Source organism: Phocaeicola faecicola (assembly GCF_013618865.1).
Classification (GTDB): domain Bacteria; phylum Bacteroidota; class Bacteroidia; order Bacteroidales; family Bacteroidaceae; genus Phocaeicola; species Phocaeicola faecicola.
Genome location: NZ_JABSOE010000013.1, coordinates 1 through 18,067, shown reverse-complemented (window position 1 = coordinate 18,067; position 18,067 = coordinate 1). Strand labels below are relative to the sequence as shown.

Sequence of the window (18,067 nt, the reverse complement as noted above, 5' to 3'; positions counted from 1 at the left end):
GAACTACATTATAAATTCTACATTTTTATCTATGATGTAGCTTAAGGTTTATACCAAAGAAGGTAAAAGATTTTCTGGTATAATTATATCTTGTTTACTAAAAAGTAATTCTACACCATGCTTATTGGTTCCAGCACTATATGGTAATGCATAAGATAATGACTTTGCATTGGGATACAAATTATGAATAAAGGCATGATTATCATAGGTAATAATCCAATTCATGTTATCCCTTTGTTGTATAGCTTGTGACAATGCAATATGATCTGCCTCTTTAAAGAAATTTACATAAAGTTCTCTCCCTTTTATATAATAAGGTGGATCTAAGTATATTAAATTTTTGCGAGCGATATTACGATATCGACGTAATAAGTTTATTGCATCTTCATTATGTAAAATAAACTTATCCTTAAATTGAGCAATGAGTTGTATGCGTTCTATAAGTTGTTCTTTATTATAACGAGCATCGATTTTATAAGTGCCAATTTGTTGTAATCCTCCAATTACACCAGCCTTTAGAACTCCAGATCTATTAGTACGATTAAGGAAAAATGTAGAAAACCCCAAATCAAACAGATCTACATTTTGTTTATTTTGTTGAATTTGTCGTTGTGTATACCATTCATCAATAGATAAAGGAGTATTACGTATTTTATCAATAAATGCATCAGTATAATATAGTATACTATGCCAAAATGCATATATAGACCGATCATAATCATTAATAACAACGCGTTTCATATATCCATCGATAGCCAATGCTAAAGCAATAGCTGCTCCACCTGAAAATGGCTCAATATATGTGCCTCCTTTCAGATTATTTTGCTCTATTATAGATTTCATAAAATCTATTAAGCGACTTTTTCCTCCTGGATACCTTAATGGGCTATAATTATTATTCTTCATTCTTTATCGCTATATACATAGCATCTAAAACAGGTGCTAAATCATTTGCACTTGCCTCAAGTGCTATTGCATTTGCAGAGTAATATTGGTTATGTACAAACATATTACAAGCTGTCAAATCAATGAAATCAGTACGACTTTTCTTGAATTTATCCAAAACTTGTATTAATCGCGTATTATCGTCAAGCAATTCAGGATGGCGAATAATATATGCAACCATATTTCCTAATTCAGGTATTTTACCTGACGATTCTTTATTTGTAAATCTAGTATAACGTCTTAATTCTTCATCTTTTATTTCCTCATCACTCAAAGCATATGCCGATTTTATATACTGTTTTAATTCATTATATTTTTTATCATTATTAGTTGCACTATTAATTGCATCTTCTTTATTAACTTCTCCAATTTGTTTTTTCTTTTTCAAGAATTCATATATCAGCATATCAACGTAGCAACGTAAGATTATTCCTGCCATATCAGTATGTTTCTTATGATTTAATTCTTGTAAACTCCTGAATAATGCATCTAATTTATTAACACCAGTATCTCCCCAATTATAATCAGCAAATAATCCAGACTTTTTACGAGTACGTTTTGTCTTTGCAATTATTTCCGTTTCTCCTTGTACATTTACTTCAATTTGATCTTTATTGGTATTATTAGAGTCATTAACCTCTTTAGACTCCATTGGTGCTTGAGATGATTTTATATCTAAGTCAAATTTATCTTTGTTATAACTTTTAATAGAAGAAAAATACTCTTCTTTATCCTTTTCATTATTAAAGGTTCGAGATGTTAAGTCTTGCGATAAGATTTGATTTACTATAAATTTGAAACGTTTATCAAATTCTTCTTGAGGTAATCGCTTTAATATTTCACCATTACTACCAAAACTTAGTCCAAGAAAATTCAAGCCTCGCTCATCATCATAGAAACGCTCAAAATTAGTTATAGGAAATCCTTGTTCTTGAATTTGTTCTAGTTCATATGGCTCAGTTTGAAAAAGTTTAATACTATATTGATGTATAGAATAACGACGTAAAGCTTTTCTTATTTCAGAAACAGGAACACTTAATCTTAAGGCAACTTCTTCCGCCGACAGATTATCATTTCTCAATAAATTTACTAAAAATGCATCTTGGCTAACCTTATCCCATTTCTGTAATGGAATACCTGTATGTTTATTGTAAATGATAGTATCTGCATCTCTTCGAGTAGGTGCTATATTGCATCTTATTTTATCTTCAATCGAACCATATTTAGATAGTTCTTTTGCTCGTTGTGGAGAAAGGTATTTATAGGGATTCAATAGTATTTTACAAGCTGCAATTCGGCGATTACCTTCCAATACGACATAATAATCTCCTTCTTTACAAACAATAGGTTCTTCATTCAACAAATATCCATTTATAGCAATGGATTTAGCCAATTCATATACAGCATAGTTCGTAATGAGATATTTTACTATCTCTGTTTGATTCATTTCTTTTGTAGATTGATAGGAGAAGCGAGGATTCTTAACATCTAATTTTAGATTGTCAATTGATAATAAACGGGTACTCCAACTTGAATAATCTATTTTCATACTCAATTATATAATCTAATTAATCTTGATACAAAGATAGTTATATTATTTTAATAATAATCATAGATTATCGAAATAAGTAAACTTGTAGCAAAAGACTTATATACATAAGCAGACTATATTCTAATAATTTCATCCTCTAATAGCATATAATTAATATTCATTTTTTATTTACCCCAGTTATATAGAATGGCAGAAATGGACTATTAATAATTACTATCTTGAAATCTTATTCAATATAAGATTTGTACCATTGTTATAAAAATCTTAAATTTTAAAATTAGTCATCTAACTTTTATAAACACTACAAACCTCCGATAGCGCAATAATGAAAGATAAAAAAGAAAATCCTAATTTAGTTTGTAATCAGTAATTTTGTTTTTCAGCCATGAATAAAGTAACTTTGGCAACATTATATTTCATGTAAAAAGAATCTTTAAGATAAAAAATAAAAGATGCACGATAAAAAATTATTTTTCGCAATATTAAAAAGAATGGCTACTTCCTATGGGAAGTTTTTCTTAAGTATAACAGGGCTATTTTGTTGCTTATTTATTGGATATCTATGTTATTCTAGCTATACATTGAATCTGTCTCAAAAGCGAATAAAAGATTATTATATTAATCATATCAATAAAACAGACAGTTTATGTTTCAGCATTTCAGCATATAATACAGCACTGATTGAAAATATCCAGAAAGCCAATAATGCATTATTGGCTGATTCATTGATAAAATATACATTAGGTTCCAAACAAAAATTATCCGAAAATCAATATAAAGATCTGTCTACTATTATATCTAATTATTATAATCAGTCAATTAAGATACAAGAACAACATCAGTCAAAGTTATCACGTGATTCTTTACAATTTAATGCTGAAAGAACATTATTAGAAGGACAAACTAAAGCAATGATAGATTTACATTTGACTAAAATTGACCATGAGTACAATAATATTACTATGTGGGCTGCTATTTTAACCATACTTTTTCTAGTCTTTAGTTTTTATTCTATTTTCAAGATGGACGAACTTATTCAACAAGGAAGAGAAGGGGTTAAAGATATAAAGCGACTTAAAAAAGTAGGAGATGATAGTATCGCATATATTAAGGCGAAGAATAATGAACAAATTACAAAACTAAAAGAAGATACAGAACAAATCATTAAAGAGCATAGAGAAAAACTGGAAGGCATATCTTCTAATTTTAGTGTACAACAAAACGATCTATATAGAAGAGCAGATGAATACTTAAATGGACTGAGAAGAAACTCTGATGAGCAGAGTCAAAAAATATTATCAGAATATTATAATATACTTCAAGAACAGTCAAAGACTTACACCCAAAAGATAAATGAAAAAACTGAAGGTTTTGAATCAAAACTAGCTTCAATAGGAGAATTTACAATTGCATTACAACAAGTAAAAGAGAAATTAGATTCTTATCTAAATGATGTTAAAGAACAAATAAGTTCTATTGAAGAACAAAAAAGATTATTTGCAGTTATCATAACTACATTACAAAATAGTATTAATGATACTACAGAAGGAAATGCAAACCTTGCTAAGTTTATTGAAAAGCTTCAAGAAGCAATGAAAAAAAATCAAATAAAAAATGATTCTGAAAATGGAGGGCAGCAAGATGGACAGTAGTCAGTTATACAATCAATTCTCAAATGAGTTAAGACAAGCGAATAATTGCCAAATGCAGATCTCACAAAAGGAATTTGAGTTACAACTCATAGATATTAATCTGAAATATGGTAATAGTGATAGTGAACGGAATATCCAAAATCTTGTTAAACAAAATAATATAAAGGTCAGCCTTCATTCTATAGAAAATGAAAGAAATACATATTTAACTCATGCTATTATATATGCATTACAATTAGCTGAATATGAAATAGGAAACAGTAAAAATATAGTTTTCCCGATGGCATATCTAGCTTTGAATTCCATAAATTCATTTATTTCTTCTTATAATATTAATTTAGATTTGTCACTCTTTATTAAATCAAAAATATCCTATGTTTCTAATAAGCTAATTTTAGAGTCTAACCTTAGTTTGATTAATTTAAGAACAGAAATTGATAAACTAAAATCATTATGTAATATCTTTTAATATTTTTCCGTATCTTTGTTGCGGAAACCTCCACGCAACCTAGTGCAAAATATTGCAAGAATCCGGTGGAGCAATAGCGGGAGATTACTTCTTTAGCTAAAAGATACATCAAAGATATTCAGCCACTTATCGTTAGATTACGATTCCTGGTGGCACCACTTTTACAAAACGAAAAATCATGAAAACCGCTGAAATACAGTTATTTCAGCGGTTTTTTCTTTATGTACTGCCCGCAAAAATATGCAATCTGGTGCAATAAAAAATTGCTGATTCGGTGGCTTTTTTTGAGTCCCATGAAAAAACCACCGATATGTACCATACTTCACTTATTCTCAACGATTTGCGTGAATCATTTTCAGGGATGAAATTCTACATTTGCATACCCTACTGAATGACGGATGAAATACAACGTCTGCTAAAGGCTTTCTTATCCGATGATAATGATTGTACCTACAGGCGGATAATAGTAAGAGAAACAAAAAACGGTGTTTTTTTAGAGCCGGCAATAATAAAAGCCACCGAATTTAACATTTCTCTCCAGCCATCCGCTCAATTCAGGATTGACGAAATAACCGAATGTGCAACTTCAAAAAGAAAATGATCATGAAACAAGGAACAATGAACATTCTATTTTTCGTTCTGAAAACAAAACTGCTGAAAAATGGCGAGGCTCCAATCCTAATGAGGATTACCATCAACGGGCAATATGAAGAAATAAGAATACAGAGAAGCATTCCATTAAAGAACTGGAATCCGGCAAAGGGATGCAGCAAAGGAAAAGACAGGGCTTCCATCGAATTGAATAACTATATTTCCGCCCTCACTACACGCGCATACGAAAAGCACAAGGAACTGACCTTTGAATCGGCACTGATAACTCCAAAGACGATATTAAAGCGTGTGTTCGGAAAGGATGAGACTGTCCGGACGTTGCTTGGAACAGTCAAAGAAGAAATTTCCTCTATGGAAAAGGTTGTTGACATAGACTATTCTCCCGTTACCATCAACCGTTATAAGAATGTGCTCAGAAAACTTGAAACGTTTGTGCCGCGTTTTTATGAGAAGGATGATATTACATTCCATGAACTTTCCCCTGATTTCATCAAGGCTTTTGATGTTTTTCTGAAGACAGAAGCCGGACTGTGCCGTAACACAATAGTCCGCTACATGAAATGTCTGAAGAAAATCACCAATATGGCAATAGCCAAAGAATGGATGCGGAAAGACCCGTTTTACGGATATAAGATGGAACAGGACGAGACTGATCCGGTATTCCTGACAAATAACGAGCTTCAGGCTATAATGAACAGGGAATTTGATATTCCGAGACTGGAGCTTGTCAAGGACATCTTTTTGTTTGCGTGCTTCACCGGTCTGGCGTTCGCTGATGTATCCACATTGAGACCGGAACATCTGGAGCAGGACAATAACGGTGACTGGTGGATAAGAAAAGGACGTGTAAAGCTGGAGAGAAGAAGAAAGTCAAGTTCCATAGCAAATGTTCCGCTTCTTCCTGTTCCATTGGCAATCCTGAAGAAAAACGAATCACATCCGATATGTCTTAAACAAGGGACTTGCCTTCCTGTTGTCTGCAATCAGAAGGCAAACAGCTACCTGAAGGAGATTGCGGACTTCTGCGGCATCAAAAAGAATCTGACCACACACACCGCTAGGCATCACCATTTATCCTACACGCTGAAAATAAGCAGTTTATAAGAATATATTTTTTAACAGGTAACGATTTAGAAACGAGCGAAGTTCTATATTTTTCTTGTTTTGCATTAAAACAAAAGAACGCTCTATTAAATGCAAAAATACAGAGTATTTCTATAATTGCCAAAACAATTGTTAGGGAAAAAGGAATAGCAAACAAGCTTTTCAAACGAAGAACAATGCTGTGCATATTAGTTTTTAAATCATCCCTTGCCTTTGGAGAAAAGCTAGATGGACTGCAAAATATGGATAATGTCCAGTGTCTACTTTCTCTATCATTGCAGAATTTTGGTAAAATCGTTTATTGCTTTGACTTCTTATTTTCGATTATCGCTCCAAATCTATTGCAATACCAACAAATTTAAGTGAGTCTAGTAATTAAGTCATTTATCAATACATGGAAAGAAATGTATCCATCTTGGATTTTTTGTTTACTGTGCATTGTGATTGCACAGAATTGCGCTATCTTTACAAAAGATTATAAACCAATTGATTTTTAGAACATGGTTAATATATGCAATAGTGAACAGCATGTTGTTTTGATGAGGATTTTGGATGCTCGTAACAGACCGTCCATAACCCCAGATATGCCCCTTTGGAAACTTAAATTAACCGAGGAAGAATATACAAACTTAAAGGAGACTCTTATCCAAAATGCGTATCGATTAGAAGATTTTGGAATAGAGGCGGCCTTGTGTTACGCTGAATGGTGGAGAAGAGACTATAATGGAGGAATTCCTTCCAGAGAAGATGTTGCAGTCGGATTAGGACTGCCTCATTATTGTTGGGAGCAACTATATAAAGCTGCACGTCATGGGCTTAAAAGTCATGGATTTGCATTTATTCACTCTCTCAAGGGGAATGAATATTTTAGAACTTTACTAAATCAAGGAGGTCTTCCTGTAAATTACATAAAGAACGGAACTAATCTTAGCGGGTTTTCACGTTTTCTCATTGGATTGGTTGAAGAATTGTCTTCAATAAATATTGATTGGGATGATAATAATATAGATTTAATCAAGAATTTTAATTGTATAGCTTATCTTGGGAAAGCGTTCAAAAATGACAATATTTACGATGTTTCATTACAGATTGCTCATGCAATCATATCCGAAGAAGACCGCTGGCTACCATATGATGATACGGATTCCTCTTTGTCGGAACTGACTAAATCCTTAAAAAGAGAATACCGGCGAGTTAAGAGTGAACATAGAACCAAACCACTTTCTCTAAGTTGGAAACTTCGTTTGACCTCAAGTAAAACTGCAAATCTTTTTGTCAATTTAAATATAGTAAAAGAGATTTCATCAAAATCTATTGAAGGTCTAAACTATCAATCGTGCTACACCTTCGATGTGTTTGTCTCTGGTATACTTGTTGGAAAATATGTAAGAAAATCCCTAGTTAAAGATGACAAAGGAGAGGTTATCGGTGCGATATATTCTCGTATAACTGTTGGCGTAGCAAATGATATAAAGTGGAGTGGAGAACCTGTAGTTGAAGTTAAGATCAGGTGTGACAACGATGACAGATTGTTTCCAACTTTATGTGGTAGTTATCCTCCGAATTTTGAATGCCCTCAGGTTTTCCAAATGCTTGATGATAATGTATATTCTTTGAAATCGACAGCGAATGCTGAAAATAATATAGCTGTTTTCTCTACTAATTGGAAGTGTGATGGTAGTCACAATCTATTACTAAATGGAGAACTTTATTCGGCGATTAAGTTTACTGATAAAGTAGATTTACACAATTGCATGTCGAATGAGGATATAACCATAACCAATGAGTTCACGCCTTATAGCGCTGAATTCAGAGGTACATATATACAATGGGTAGAGCAATCCAATTTTAAGTTATTGACTCGCATTCCAGTAATAAGCGTTTTTGACCAAACTGGCACTAGAGTCGGGAATATCAAGCCTAAATATCGTGTTCATAATAGTAAGGCTGAGTGGCGGAATTTGTCCAATTCATGCCTTTTGCCATTTGGGCTTGTTGATATCAAGGTTGAATTTCCTGACAATAAATACGTGATGGAAACATTTTATTTCATAGACGATATGACATTTGTCTCTCGCAACGAAACAATGTTTTCCACAGAGCTACACCTATATTCTCGCCATGTTATCTCTGCAAAAGTTGATGAATGCGAAAACTTATCTGTTGAAATGACGGATAAAAATACCTGGAGGATTTCCAGAGATGCCTGTGCTTCTAAATATTCTCCTACGTGTAATTTGAAAATAATTGCCGAGAATAATCCTCCTTTGAAAGTATCTGTTGTAGCACCGTTTGAGGGTATAGTAATATCTGATTTGGAAGGGAAAATTGTGCCATCGGGAAAAATCATATCTTATGATAACCTGAGATATTTTAATATAATCAGTCATGGACAGTCTGGTATGATAGATGTAACTTACAAATCTGATAAAATAAAGGATGACAATACAATCAAGCATCTTAAGAGTCCAGTAATTGAAGGTATAGTTCCATTATCCGATTATCGTGATTTGTTTGCAAGAATGTTTCAATTATATGGTGCAAATACTTTTGACCGTAGTAGTTCCATAGAACTAAAAATATGTGACAAACGCATCTATATAAGAAAATTTGTTCTTGATAGTGAGTTGAGTTCAGATAAAATTCGAATCACAGATTATACCAGCGAAGACACTTCCGATTTCATATATGACGGTGATGTATATGCATTGCCGGTTTCAGAAAATATAAAACCAGCTGAATTAGTGCAGATAAAGCTTGAGCCGTATAATCGACAAATGAACTTGTTTACAATTCCTGATGAGCTTTTGAATTCGGAAGCAATTCTTTTCTCTGGTCCCGAAAGTTCGCGCAGGCTTGTTCCTAAGTATTACAATTTTGAACAAGAAGATTACAGTTCGGAAGTACGTGGAGAGATGTCTGCTGCTAACACAATACTTTGGAGTGAAAGGCTTTGCAAGGATGATGTTTTTGCCGGCGAGTATTGGGCAAAGACAGTAAAAGCATTCCGTATTATTTCAGAATTTAATCTTCCATTTACCACATATAATGCTTTCAAAGCTATTGGTTGTGAACCTAAATTATTGGTTAACTTAATATTAGCTTGTTGGATTAATGGCGCTTCCGATGTTCTCATTCAAGAAATTGACCGTTTTGAAGATGAATTAAACATTGCAGTACATTGGATTCCGCACACTGTGTGGGGAGAATGTATTGAGAGTTTCATACGTTCGCTTCCTCCAACACTCATTAATATAATGAATACAAAATTAGGTGAGATTACAGAACTGATAAATGCACTTTTCAACGCTACACTATCTGCAGAAGTTGCGTCTGAACTTACCCAATATGTTGCGGGAGGGAATATCGGAAATGCCAGGATTTTCTCAAGAGCGGACATAAATCAATTTAAATCAAAAATACATGGGTGTACAGATAACAATATAGACCTACCTCTAACCCGATTTGTACTTCAAAATAAATATTATGTAGATCAAGAGATGCACAAGTCCTATCGTGTAATGATTGAGTCCGCAATGTGTGCTGCGGAAAACTTCGCACAAGTAAAAAATCGCACAAATCTTTTTTTATTGGAAAGTCGAGACTATGCTCGTATCATTAATTTTTACCGAAAATACTTTAAAGAAACCTACAGTGAGATATTCATTGGGACAGTAAAACAAATTGTAAACAAATGAATATGAATTATTTTTCATTCTACAATAAGGCCAAGGAATTATTAATAGATTCTCTTGCCTCTCTTTGGTTCAAGGGTCAAGCCCAAGAACAAGAATATATCAAGAGGATTTTGACTAAGGATGAGCCTCTTTTTGCAGAACCTGTATTCCAATCAATATTCCCTTGGGAGGAGAGTGCCGACAGTTTTGAGGAACATTCTTCTAAACTCAGATTGTTAACTCCTTCATTTGTTAATGCACTGAGTAGCGAAGAAGTTGACAAGGATTTGAGATTTCCATTAGACAGGCATCCTTATAAGCATCAAACAGAAAGCTGGAGAACTATGCTTTCTTCTCGACCACAAACCATTGTCGTGACTACCGGAACAGGATCAGGTAAAACAGAGTGTTTTATGATACCAGTGTTGCAAGATTTGGCTAAAACCAATGAAAAAAATTGTGTTCAGGCCATATTCCTTTATCCTTTGAATGCACTGATGAAAAGCCAACAGAAACGTATTCATGCTTGGTGCAAAGCTCTTCCCGAAAAGGTTACCTATGCGATATATAATGGAGAGACCGACAAAGAAAATCGGTCTGACAGATATACTGCATCTCATTATCCACAGCTCGTAACAAGGCCTCAAATAAGGAAAACTCCGCCTCAGATTCTCTTTACTAATCCAACTATGCTCAACTATATGTTGGTACGAGCAGAAGACCGTGAAATCTTGGAAAAATCCAAAGGGAAGCTCAAATGGATTCTTTTAGATGAAGCACATACTTATACTGGCTCTTCAGCCGCTGAATTATCATTGCAAATCCGTCGTGTACTAGATGCTTTTGGCGTAACTATTGATCAAGTGAATTTTGCTGTAACATCAGCGACTATCGGGGATGAAAGTGACCCCAAAACGACGATAAAGCTAAAAACTTTTGTGTCTCAACTCACTGGAAAACCATTTGAAGATATAAAAATAATTAGTGGCAAGCGCATTATTCCAGAACTAAACAAGGGAATTGCAGAAGATCAATTGTCCAAAATAAACAAAAAGTTTAGTATCGAATTGAGTTATTCTGATATTGAGAAGTTGAGAAAAAAGCTTAACTCTTCGCCGGTATTGAAAGCAAAGGAAATTGGTCGTATGCTTGATAAAGGAATTGGGAAAAATGTGGATACCTCATTGGAAATAATAGATGCTCTCGGGGAAAAAGTGAAAGGTATAAACAAAGGAGGCGGCCTTGGAGCTTTATTGCCAACACGTGCTCATTTATTTGTTAGATCGATAAGTGGAGTGTATGTTTGCACCAATCCCGATTGTCAGCGTCATAAGGAATATAGATTGTCGATAGGAAGTCTGACAACATATCAAAATATGAATTGTCCAGTTTGTAAATCAAAGATGCTGGAACTTGCTACATGTTCGTCTTGCGGCTCTCCCATTATAGTGGGTGAAACAAGCACAACTAAGGGATTTAGGATGCACACCAATGTAATTGATCTTGACAAGAGTCTTTTCTATGAGCAAAAGGAAGATCTCATTGATTTGGAAGATATGGGAAATATAGAAGATGTTGAGCAAAATGAGGCGGATGGCTTTTCTCGCTTCTTTTTCGCCATTCCGAAGAAAGCATGTCTAAGGAAAAATGCGAATAGAACATATCACATCTTCAATCATCGGAATGGTAAAATAGAACTAGTCCCTGAAGACAATAGAAGCAACAAGTGTTTTACTTCTTTAAAAAGTGAAGAAAGTATTCCTGTAATATATCAATCTCTTCGACACTCAGGAGATAATCACGTTCTTTGTCCTCATTGTGGCAATAATCTCAGCGAGTTTAAAAACCTTGATTATCTCAGAATAAGTGCTACTCAAATTGGACGTACTTTAGCAACATTGCTTCTTGATAATGCTGAACCCATTGACAGTAATGACGCAGACGTTGTATATGAAGGCCGAAAGTATATAACATTTACCGATAGCCGTCAAGGGTCTGCACGTTCTGCGATGGGACTTAATCAGGATGTAGAACGTTCATGGATTCGAGCTTCCATTTTTCATAAACTTGCCGACATGCGTTTGAATGATGTGAAACCTGGTGGTCTGACTCCTGATGAGGAAGCAGAATACAATGCATATCTGAGTATTCGGGAACATCTTCCGACCTTACTTTTTGAAAAATTTAAACGACTTGAAGAAAAAAAGAATGGCACACCAGTAATCCCCAATCCAGAGGAGGTGTCATGGGGGCAAATAAGCCAGTCTCTTGAAAATGACTCAAATTTCAAGAAGTTGTATGAACATGTTGATAAAGCACGTGGCAGAAAAAATTTCAAGAATGCAACGGACTATCTGAAAGCACTTCTTGTCGACCAATTCGGATGGATTCCTAAACGGGCGAACTCATTGGAAACGATGGGATTCGTACGTCTTGTCTATCCAGCACTTAAAAATGCGAAATGCCCAGCACTCATTCAGAAAAGATGTACAGACACCGACTGGCAGAATTTTCTCAAGATTTGTATGGATTATGTCATTCGTGGAGGTCGTCATTATATGCTTTCTGGAGCTTATAAAGATTACCTTACACAAAATAAGTACTGTTCTCCTATATATCCTTCAAATTCAGAACTGAGGAAGAATGGGAGCCCTGTATCGAAATGGTTTAAAGTCAATGTAAGTTCAAAAGGGATTAATGAGAATCAGAATAGACTCGTTCTTCTTCTATGTGCAGTTCTAGGTTATGATGATATTTCTCAAATCAATCAGATAAAGATTGCTGACATCAACTCAATGCTTGATGCCGCATGGGATTTTCTGAGACAAAATGTTCTTGAAGCAACAGATGTAGAAAATCAAGGATATATGCTCGATCTCATGGGGGATAAAGTTAAGCTGCAACTTATCGAAAAAGGTTATCTCTGTCCTGTTGACAATGTTATTATAGATGCACCGTTCTGTGGCTATAGCCCAAGAATGAACGGTTACATCGGTCGTGAAAATTTCGATAGATTCAAAATCAAGACGGAGTTTGTAAATCCGCTTTTCCCATTCAAGTCTGCGGATCAGACAGAAAAGAATGTCATGGAATGGATTGAGAAGAACTTCTTTGAACAAAAGGCTGCTGGTGTGTTCGGGGTTATGAACTCCAGAGTATTTGCTTCAAAACCGATTTTTATATCAGCTGAACATTCTGCTCAGCAATCGTCAGAAGATCTTGACCGATACGAAAGAGAGTTTAATGAGGGGAAAATCAATATTCTTTCTTGCTCAACAACAATGGAGATGGGGGTTGATATTGGCGGTATTACAGAAGTCGTCATGAATAATGTGCCGCCAAAATCATCAAACTACCTTCAGCGTACGGGACGTGCAGGACGAAGAAATGAAACTAAAGCCTTGGCTTTAACTGTTTGTGCTCCCAATCCTATTGGAACTCATACATGGAACAATCCAGATTATCCGATTACACATGTAACAGAAACTCCGTTGTTAAAATTGGAAAGCCGTCAGTTGATTCAACGTCATGTTAATGCGATGGTATTCGCATCCTTTGTAGCAGATCAAGGGGGAATCAGGGTTACGGCAACTCTTAGGGACTTTTTTGTCACGGCAGAAGGGATGTCTTTCTTTGATAAGTTTCTAAATTATATTGATAGTGTAATCAGCGGAAAGGTTGAACGTCTTCAAGAACCATATTCAAAATTAATCAAGGGAACAAGTCTTGCTCAGATAACATTGGCGGATGCCGCACAAGTAGTCAAGAAAGACATAGTTGCTGTTTACAATGTCTTTGATGCTCATAAAGGAGCTCTTGCAAAGGCGATTGAATCTCTGAAGAATGAATCAGGAACGACCAATGCTATCAAAGCTATAGAGAAACAAGAGGAAAATCTTTTAAAGACCTCGATGTTGTCATATCTTGCTGAAAATTCTTTTCTGCCAAGTGCAGGTTTACCCTTAGGACTAGTTGAGTGTCTGCTAGGTGGTAAGGAAAAGGTTGACGGTAACTCACCGACATTGCATATAAGTCAGGCCATCTCCTCTTATGCTCCCGGTAATCCAGTAGTGAAAAACGAATGGGTCTATGAGCCCAATGGTATTCGTCTGAAGACAAAATACGATGACAGCACTTCAAGGTATATCATACAAAATTGCACTCATTGTGGTTATACAACTATTATCTATGGAAGTGCTAAGACGGATTGTCCCAAGTGCGGTCGGCATGGAACTATGCATGGCATAAAGGACATCTCACTATCGACAGATCAGCGTTTTACAGAGGTCGTTGAACCTGCTGCATTCTCCGTAGCATGGGATTCGACCCCGACACGAAAAATGGACTCTCTCGGCAGTATGAATTTCATTCAGCCTATTTTGCTTGAAATGGATGCCTGGCTTCTGAAGACAAATTCTGCAAAAATGTCTATCCGCTGTTCAACGCCAAGGTCTGAGATTCTCTTTTATAATAAAGGAACGAGTGGGTATGGATATGCTTTCTGTCCTTATTGCGGTAGAATGAAATCAGAAAAATCACCAGACTCCACAGAGCGGATGCTGTCGCACCATAAACATCTTCTAGCTTCGACCTCTTGTCCTGGTGGCGAAAATGACGGTGCTGCAGTAAGACGTCATGTGTTGTTGGTCGGAAGATACCAGACTGACTTTGTTGAGATCAAGTTTTATGACAAGGACAACAATCTGGTAGAAGACACAGAGACACTCTATTCTCTCGGCGTGATTCTTAGCCGTAAACTCACGGAGCTGCTCGGAGTCAACGATGGAGAGATTGAATTCGGCTATGATGGCATAAATCATTCTATTTTCATATATGATACTGCTCTCGGTGGTGCAGGTTATTCATTACTCTTCCGAGAATATAAAGATGAAGTCCTAAAAATGGCTTTGGAGACTCTTGAAAGATGCGACTGTGAACGGTCTTGCACGAAGTGCCTTATAGATCGCAGATCGCAATGGTATACGAACTATCTTAACCGGCCCAAGGCTCTAGAATGGTTAAGACAGGAAGTCAAGGCCCGTGTTGCCCCAAAGGAAATTATTTATTTAATGCCTGATTCTCATGCTGTGACATCAGACATCACGACCGAGTTTTATCAGCTCACACGGAACAAGGACATCTCTGGTATCAGAATATTTGTCGACGACAACATTTCTCAATGGGATGCGGAAACATTCCCATTTAAAAAAATTCTCACAGAACTATCTCTAGAAGGAGTTGACGTTGCCTTTATACTGCCAAGCGTACCAGATGTAAAATCGCTCTCGTCAGCTGACAGTGCAACTTTAATTGCGGAGGTATTTAAAACCAACTTTAAATGTCTTGAAAACACACTGCCGACAGGATTATTTCCGTTGATGGTCGTGATTATGAATGACGGAATCGTCAAAACATACTTTGGGAAAAATATTGATACATCCTATTCTAAGAATTGGGGAAGTGGAGATGTATTCATAACCACACAGCCAAATTCATTGTCCTATGCCGACATAAATAGAATGCAACTGTTGAGCGCCTTTTCATCGGACGATTCTTCCTTTATGTTCGAATATAGAATAAGAGAACACAGCTCGTTGGGTCGTTTTTTTGATTCTCTGAAAGCTCCGGAAACTGGTAATTGGAATAGAATAATATCTAACCTACGAGGCAAGGCTGTTTCTATTGAATATTCTGATAGATACCTAAAAACGCCCTTAGGCTGTATGCTTTTGGCAAAAATGATTTCCAGTCTGAAGAATGAAGCAGACTTAGTTTTGGTATCAATTAAGGTTATCGTCACAAATATCGTCTCAATTAATGACTCAGATGTGGCAGTAAATGCTATAAAAGATTTTGCCAACGGTAAGAAGAGAAATCATTTCCTGAAGGATGCTATATTTGAACTGACCGGAATAGAACCGGAGATTCAAGATACAGGTTATGTTGAGCATGAACGGTGTCTGACGGTTAAAGCGGATAATGCAGAGGTCTGTATACGTCCAGATGCAGGTATAGCAAAAGGATGGGCACCATTTGGAAGAGATAACGCTGAATGCACCGACCGCGATTTCAGAGAAGATTGGAATATAGATCTCGAACTGTTCAATAAACAGCAGATAGGAAACGGAATACTTTACACCATCTCATATAAGCAACTCTAACAATGTCAGAAAATAGAAACGCTCAGTATCGTTATCAAGTGCTGGACAGATGCTTCAGTGACTGGAATAAGAAATATACTATCGAAGATCTCCTTGAAATAGTCAACAATCATCTTTATGAATTGGAAGGTTCGGACTCTACCATCAAGTTGCGTCAGTTACGAGGTGACCTAAATGCCATAAGAAAGATGCTACCCGATAACATCTATCTTGATGCCAAACCATTTGGAGGAAAGAAATGCTACTACAGATATTCTGAGCCAAACTATTCAATCTACCAGAATGGTCTATCGGTTACCGAGGTTAACTCTTTACGCTCGATAATTGAAATGCTTAGTAAATATCGTGGAGTTACTGGTAATGCTTGGCTTGAAGATGTTATCTCCAATCTAGAACTTCGTTTTGGAGTAAAATCGGATAGAGAAAATCTTATTTCATTTCAGTGTAACTCATGTTTAAAAGGGCTTGAATACCTTTCAACTCTCATAGACGCAACAATCAATCACCAGCCCCTCGAAGTAAGCTACACAACACACGCAGGCATTAGTTCAACGAATGTGCTTCATCCATATTATATGAAACAATATAATAACAGATGGTTCATATTCGGACGTATTAATGGGAGAGATTATATTGTCAACCGAGCCCTTGACCGAATTGAAGGGATAAGTAGAAGTGATGTACCATTCTGTAAAAATGACCTTGTGGATTTTAACTCTTACTTTGATGATATTGTAGGGGTATCGGTGCCTTATGAAGTACAGGAAGCCGAAACAATTATTTTGCAATTTAGTTCAGAACGATTTAAATACATTGTTTCAAAGCCACTGCACACCTCACAGGAAATTATTGATGAATACAAGTGCATAGTTACCATCAAAGTAATACCAACACGAGAACTTGACCAATTAATTCTAGCTTTTGGACCTGATGTTGAAGTCCTAGCTCCAGATAAATACAGAATGAGCATTAAGACTAAAATTGAGAAATGTCTCAACAAATATCGCTCTGTGCATTGCGATTGCATATAAAATTATACTTTTATAATAAACAGATATAACAGAGCAGATATTAACCAACATTATATGGAACGTGATAGTGTGCAAAATATTAAAATTGAACATTCTAAAAGAAAAGGCGTATCAAGCTTTGTATTGAGTAATGATACGCCTCTTTTAAGAGTCCTTTAAATCTACTCTTCAAAAAGCGAAAGTATATAAAATCTGATATATTTTTATCTGATTACGAATTTTGTATAGAAGATTGATTATACATATACACTCTTTATCTACGGCAGTATTATGGCTTTTTCATTTAAATATCCCATCTTTCAGGGAAGTATTAGTATTAAATGAAAGAGCTATATGGCTGTATAGTTCATTCGAAGAAATGCACCTTTTACACTTTGAGGTTTGGTTGTAGCTTTGCGGCAGTGAATACAATCAAACCTCAATTATTATGAACAGACAAGAATTTGAAGAATTAGAATTGCAGGTGCAACAAAGCGAGCTGCCGTTGAAGTCGTACCTTCAACAGATAGGTGTAAGTTATTCAACCTATCACTACTGGCGTAGAAAATGTTCCGTTGACAGGAGCAGTATCAAACACGAGTTGGCTCCTATCAGTTTTAAACAGGCATTTACGGAGTCTTCCCAAGAAGAACAATTGCCGCATGGTGTTGCGCTGCTGTTTCCCAATGGACTTCGTGCCCACTTCGGGAGCGGTTCTGAAGATTTGCTGAAGGAAATATTTACCCAAAGTCTTCGAGACGGTCATGTTTAACCTGAACGACACGATGCGCTACTTCCTGTGTCCTGGCAGGACAGATATGCGCAAGGGTATCAGTTCGCTATGCGGAGTGGTACATGAGAAAATGAACAGTGAAGTGAGGAACG

The 18,067-nt window shown here is 35.8% G+C and carries 8 protein-coding genes and 1 pseudogene; 7 read left to right on the top strand and 2 right to left on the bottom strand.

Going from position 1 to position 18,067, the window contains the following annotated elements:
• Positions 1–48 precede the first annotated feature (48 nt).
• Both H3001_RS05425 and H3001_RS05420 read right to left on the bottom strand, forming a co-directional pair.
• Entirely contained in the window at positions 49–906 is an 858-nt protein-coding gene (locus H3001_RS05425; protein WP_181214295.1) for a DNA adenine methylase, read from the bottom strand.
• Positions 896–2,494 carry a ParB/Srx family N-terminal domain-containing protein gene (locus H3001_RS05420; protein ID WP_181214294.1) on the bottom strand — a complete coding sequence of 533 codons (1,599 nt, stop codon included), beginning with the start codon at positions 2,492–2,494 and terminating at the stop codon, positions 896–898. The genes H3001_RS05425 and H3001_RS05420 overlap by 11 nt, the downstream gene beginning before the upstream one ends.
• Before the next feature lie 455 nt (positions 2,495–2,949).
• Here H3001_RS05420 and H3001_RS05415 point away from each other — a divergent pair, with 455 nt between their 5' ends.
• The 7 genes and pseudogenes from H3001_RS05415 to tnpA all read left to right on the top strand — a co-directional run bounded on the left by H3001_RS05415 (position 2,950) and on the right by tnpA (position 17,954).
• Positions 2,950–4,149, top strand: coding sequence for a hypothetical protein (locus tag H3001_RS05415; protein WP_181214293.1), 1,200 nt, complete (start codon positions 2,950–2,952; stop codon positions 4,147–4,149).
• Positions 4,124–4,618 (top strand): hypothetical protein, encoded by a 495-nt coding sequence (locus H3001_RS05410; protein WP_181214292.1) that lies wholly within the window; start codon positions 4,124–4,126, stop codon positions 4,616–4,618. The genes H3001_RS05415 and H3001_RS05410 overlap by 26 nt, the downstream gene beginning before the upstream one ends.
• A 603-nt stretch (positions 4,619–5,221) precedes the next feature.
• A pseudogene (locus H3001_RS05405) lies at positions 5,222–6,295 on the top strand (site-specific integrase); the annotation flags it as partial.
• A 539-nt stretch (positions 6,296–6,834) separates the two neighbouring features.
• Complete coding sequence (locus H3001_RS05400) at positions 6,835–10,032, top strand: hypothetical protein (RefSeq protein ID WP_181214291.1); 3,198 nt, start codon at positions 6,835–6,837, stop codon at positions 10,030–10,032.
• Positions 10,029–16,172 carry a DEAD/DEAH box helicase gene (locus tag H3001_RS05395; protein ID WP_181214290.1) on the top strand — a complete coding sequence of 2,048 codons (6,144 nt, stop codon included), beginning with the start codon at positions 10,029–10,031 and terminating at the stop codon, positions 16,170–16,172. The genes H3001_RS05400 and H3001_RS05395 overlap by 4 nt, the downstream gene beginning before the upstream one ends.
• A 2-nt stretch (positions 16,173–16,174) precedes the next feature.
• Positions 16,175–17,203, top strand: coding sequence for a helix-turn-helix transcriptional regulator (locus H3001_RS05390; protein ID WP_061411157.1), 1,029 nt, complete (start codon positions 16,175–16,177; stop codon positions 17,201–17,203).
• A gap of 427 nt (positions 17,204–17,630) precedes the next feature.
• Entirely contained in the window at positions 17,631–17,954 is a 324-nt protein-coding gene (gene tnpA / locus H3001_RS05385) for an IS66 family insertion sequence element accessory protein TnpA (protein WP_087212315.1), read from the top strand.
• The last annotated feature ends 113 nt before the right edge of the window (positions 17,955–18,067 follow it).

Coding starts and splice junctions, on each gene's coding strand:
- H3001_RS05425 (WP_181214295.1), bottom strand. CDS start 906: ATGAAGAATAATAATTATAGCCCATTAAGGTATCCAGGAGGAAAAAGT.
- H3001_RS05420 (WP_181214294.1), bottom strand. CDS start 2,494: ATGAAAATAGATTATTCAAGTTGGAGTACCCGTTTATTATCAATTGAC.
- H3001_RS05415 (WP_181214293.1), top strand. CDS start 2,950: ATGCACGATAAAAAATTATTTTTCGCAATATTAAAAAGAATGGCTACT.
- H3001_RS05410 (WP_181214292.1), top strand. CDS start 4,124: ATGGAGGGCAGCAAGATGGACAGTAGTCAGTTATACAATCAATTCTCA.
- H3001_RS05400 (WP_181214291.1), top strand. CDS start 6,835: ATGGTTAATATATGCAATAGTGAACAGCATGTTGTTTTGATGAGGATT.
- H3001_RS05395 (WP_181214290.1), top strand. CDS start 10,029: ATGAATATGAATTATTTTTCATTCTACAATAAGGCCAAGGAATTATTA.
- H3001_RS05390 (WP_061411157.1), top strand. CDS start 16,175: ATGTCAGAAAATAGAAACGCTCAGTATCGTTATCAAGTGCTGGACAGA.
- tnpA (WP_087212315.1), top strand. CDS start 17,631: ATGAACAGACAAGAATTTGAAGAATTAGAATTGCAGGTGCAACAAAGC.